Source organism: Pseudoflavonifractor sp. 524-17 (genome assembly GCF_009935845.1).
In the GTDB taxonomy this organism is placed as follows: domain Bacteria; phylum Bacillota; class Clostridia; order Oscillospirales; family Oscillospiraceae; genus Pseudoflavonifractor_A.
In genome coordinates, this window is sequence record NZ_QWEK01000095.1 from 1 (window position 1) to 4283 (window position 4283).

Consider the following 4283-nt stretch of genomic DNA (forward strand, 5'->3'; position numbering starts at 1 on the left):
CTCGGGAGTGCCCTCGCCGGGCTCCTCGGGAGTGCCCTCGCCGGGTTCCTCGGGAGTGCCCTCGCCGGGCTCCTCGGAGTCCTCTACAGGGGTACTAATACCAGGAGAGTCAGGAGGCGGTTCGCTGCTTAACGCCTCTGCTGCTGAAGCGGGAATCTGGGAGGCAAGCATGGCAGTAATCAGGAAGAAGCTGAGGAACTTGTTCCAACTACGTTTCATCGGGACCATCCTTTCTTGAAGCCTAGATAAATACAGAGATCTTCACTGCGTTGGTATACCAACGCAGTGAAAGGCCCAGGCCTTTCACTCTGCCTTGTATTTTAAAACTTTTCAACATATATTTCAATCATTTTTGAAAAGTTCTCCAATATTTTGTTTAATATGCCGAATTTGAGATCGCCTCAGCGGACCCTGAATTACTTTGGCAGGGGGAAAATCATTTTATATTTACCTGGAATTCAATAAATTGGACAGGCGTAATGTAAAACCGTTTTATTAGGAGGCATCTGATTGCCGCCAGCAGGCAGAACGGACCCCCCGCCATAGGTGAGAGGCCCGTTTTGTTTATGTCTTTCTTTGTTCTTTTGTAGATAAAAAAGCCAGGACAAGCGATATCTCGCTTGCCCCGGCTTGGCGGAGAGAGAGGGATTCGAACCCTCGAGACGCTATCAACGCCTACACGATTTCCAATCGTGCGCCTTCGACCAGCTCAGCCATCTCTCCAAAGAGGAAATGTAGAACGCGCAGTATAGAGACAGCGACTATTATTATACCACCTTTTTTTTCAACGTCAAGTGGCAAACGGGAAAAATACGCAAATATTACGAAAAAATGTGGCAATGGAGGCGAGACTATGCTATACTTGGCTGTAGGCGGGCGAAGCTCTCCCTGCCAAATATTCCTAAGTGCGTTTCTGCCTGTCTTTCCGGACGGAGGGGCCGCATGAAGCAGACTGCTATAACTGAGGAGGAACATCATCTATGGAAACTTATGGTCTGGAAAAGCTGGGAATCATCCACCCCACTGCCGTGTACCGCAACCTGGCGCCCGCCAAGCTGGTGGAACACGCGCTGCGTCGGGGCGAGGGCTACCTGAACAACACCGGCGCGCTGTGTGTCAACACCGGTAAGTATACCGGCCGGTCCCCTAACGACAAATTCATCGTGGACTCCGCCGGCGTACACGACGACATTGCCTGGGGCAAGGTGAACGTGCCCACCACGCAGGAGGTCTTCGACGCCCTGTATGAGAAGATGGTGGCCTATCTCCAGAACCGTGAGATCTTCATCTTCGACGGCTTTGCCGGCGCGGATCCCAAGTACACCAAGGCGTTCCGCATCGTCAACGAGCTGGCCAGCCAGAATCTGTTTATCCACCAGCTTCTGCTGCGTCCCACCCAGGACCAGCTTACCGGCTATACCCCCGACTTCACCATCATCGCCGCCCCCGGCTTCAAGTGCATCCCCGAGCGGGACCATGTAAACTCCGAGGCCGCCATCATGATCGACTATGAGAAGAAGCTGGTGCTCATCGCCGGGTCCCAGTACGCGGGCGAGATTAAGAAGTCCGTCTTCTCCGTGATGAACTATCTCATGCCCAAGGAGGGCATCTTCCCCATGCACTGCTCCGCCAACATCGGCGAGGCCGGGGACTCCGCCATCTTCTTCGGCCTGTCCGGCACCGGCAAGACCACCCTGTCCGCCGACCCCAACCGCAAGCTCATCGGCGACGACGAGCACGGCTGGGCGGACGACTCCGTCTTTAACTTCGAGGGCGGCTGCTATGCCAAGTGCATTGACCTGACCGAGGAGCGGGAGCCGGAGATCTTCCAGGCCATCAAATTCGGCGCTCTGGTGGAGAACGTCATCCACGACGAGGAAACCCGTGAGCCCGACTACGCTGACGGCAGCCTGACCGAGAATACCCGTGTGGGCTACCCCGTGGACTACATCCCCAACGCCGCCATCCCCGGCATCGGCGGCACCCCCAAGACCGTCATCTTCCTCACCGCCGACGCCTACGGCGTCATGCCCCCCATCTCCAAGCTGAACGGGCAGCAGGCCCAGTACTACTTCGTATCCGGCTTTACCTCCAAGCTGGCGGGGACCGAGCGGGGCATTACCTCCCCCGTACCTACCTTCTCCACCTGCTTCGGCGCGCCCTTTATGCCCCTGGATCCCTCCATCTACGCCAAGATGCTGGCAGAGAAGGTGTCCAAGTCCGGCGCCAATGTGTATCTGGTCAACACCGGCTGGTGTGGCAACAGCGGCAAGCGCATGAACCTGAAGTTCACCCGGGCTATGGTCACCGCCGCCCTCAACGGCGAGCTGGAGAAGGCCGAGTTTGTCACCGACCCCTACTTCGGCGTGCAGGTGCCCACCTCCTGCCCCGGTGTGCCTGATGAGCAGATGATCCCCGCCAAGCAGTGGGGCGGCGACCAGGCGGGCTATGAGGCCAAAGCCAAGGAGCTGGCCAAGTCCTTTGTGGAGAACTTTAAGAAGTACACCCACATGTCCCAGGACGTGGTGGACGCGGGCCCCAAGGCATAAAAGAGGACACAGTATGGAGCGGTCCGGCCGGCATCGCCGGCCAGACCGCCCCTGCCTGTCCGCCGCAGCGGAAACCGGAGAGAACTATTGGAGGTGTATCTATGAAAAAGGTTCAATTTACGGAGACAGTGCTCCGTGACGCCAACCAGTCCCTGATGGCCACCCGGCTGCCCTACAGCGATTACGCCGGCATTTTGTCCGAGATGGACAAGGCCGGCTACTACTCTGTGGAGTGCTGGGGCGGCGCCACCTTTGACTCCTGCCTGCGCTATTTGGGGGAGGACCCCTGGGAGCGGCTGCGCAACATCCGCAAGAACATGCCCAACACCCGCCTTCAGATGCTGCTGCGGGGCCAGAACCTGCTGGGCTACAAGCACTATCACGATGACGTGGTGGAGAAATTTGTGGAACTGTCCATTAAGAACGGCATCGACATCATCCGCATTTTTGACGCGCTGAACGACTTCCGCAACATCAAGACCGCCCTGGAGGCCACCAAGAAGTACGCCACCCCCAAAACCATCGCCTCCGGCTGCATCTCCTACACCCAGAGCCCGGTACACACCGTGGACAAATACGTGGAGATGTGCAAGGAGCTGAAGTCCATGGGCTTTGAGACCATCTGCCTGAAGGATATGGCCGGCACTATGAGCCCCTATGAGGCGGAGCACCTGATCAAGGGCATCAAGGACGCCATCGGCGACATGCCGATTATCCTCCACACCCACTGCACCACCGGCATGGCCTATATGACGGTAACCAAGGCCATTGAGTCCGGCGTAGACGTCATCGACACCGCCACCTCCTGCTTCTCCAACGGCACCAGCCAGCCCGCTACCGAGACGTTGTTCTACGCCCTGGGTCAGTACGGCATTGAAACCGGCCTGAACGAGGACGTGATCAACAAGGTCAACGACTACTTCAAGCCCATCAAGCAGAAGTACGTGGACTCCGGCCTGCTCAACCCCAAGAGTATGGCCACCGACTCCCAGGCCCTGGTATACAAGGTGCCTGGCGGAATGCTGTCCAACATGATCGCCAACCTGAAGGATATGAACGCCATGGATAAGTTTGAGGCGGCTCTGGCGGAGATCCCCAGCGTGCGCAAGGATCTGGGCTATCCCCCTCTGGTCACCCCCCTGTCCCAGATGGTGGGCAACCAGGCGGTAGTCAACGTCCTCATGGGCGAGCGGTACAAGCAGATCTCCAACGAGGTGAAAAACTACTTCAAGGGCGAGTACGGCATCTCTCCCGCCCCGGTGGACGCCGCTCTGGAGGCGAAGATCCTGGGCGAGGGGGGCAAGCCCGTGGACTGCCGCATTGAGGACGCCAAGCGCACCGGCAAGGAGTTCGAGGACGCCAAGGCCGCCCTGGGCGATCTGGCCCGGTGCGAGGAGGATCTCATGAGCTATATCTGCTTCCCCCAGCAGGCCGAGGCGTTCCTGAAAGAGCGCAAGGCCAAGGAGGAGAATATGGCCACCTATACCATCGAGGAAGCGTAAAGGGGGGCTGCAAACATGAAAATGCCGATTGCAGAGGCCATTGTCACCGCCGTGCTGGGCTATGGGGTGGTATTTTTCGGCCTGGTGCTGCTGATGTGCGTGGTCACCCTCATGGGCAAGATTATGACAGCGAAAACGTCCGCCGGCGTGAAGGCCGCCCCCGGCACGGACGGCCCCACGGCCACCGCCGCCCCTGCCGCCCCGGCGGCGCCCTCCGCGCCCCCGGCCCCCG

4 protein-coding genes and 1 tRNA gene are annotated in these 4283 nt (G+C 58.5%); 3 read left to right on the plus strand and 2 right to left on the minus strand.

Going from position 1 to position 4283, the window contains the following annotated elements; translation table 11 throughout:
* Both D1159_RS18430 and D1159_RS18435 read right to left on the minus strand, forming a co-directional pair.
* The coding region (locus D1159_RS18430; protein WP_202621165.1) for a hypothetical protein at positions 1-219 on the minus strand (219 nt) is incomplete at its 3' end.
* Positions 220-631: 412 nt separating this feature from the next.
* Positions 632-723, minus strand: a tRNA-Ser gene (locus D1159_RS18435).
* A 257-nt stretch (positions 724-980) separates the two neighbouring features.
* Between D1159_RS18435 and pckA the strand changes: the two genes are divergently transcribed.
* The 3 genes from pckA to D1159_RS18450 all read left to right on the plus strand — a co-directional run.
* A complete protein-coding gene (pckA, locus tag D1159_RS18440; protein ID WP_161847057.1) occupies positions 981-2549 on the plus strand; it encodes a phosphoenolpyruvate carboxykinase (ATP) in 1569 nt (522 codons plus the stop codon).
* 101 nt (positions 2550-2650) lie between these two features.
* Positions 2651-4051 carry a pyruvate carboxylase subunit B gene (locus D1159_RS18445; protein WP_161847058.1) on the plus strand — a complete coding sequence of 467 codons (1401 nt, stop codon included), beginning with the start codon at positions 2651-2653 and terminating at the stop codon, positions 4049-4051.
* Between the two features lie 15 nt (positions 4052-4066).
* The coding region (locus D1159_RS18450) for an OadG family protein (RefSeq protein ID WP_161847059.1) at positions 4067-4283 on the plus strand (217 nt) is incomplete at its 3' end.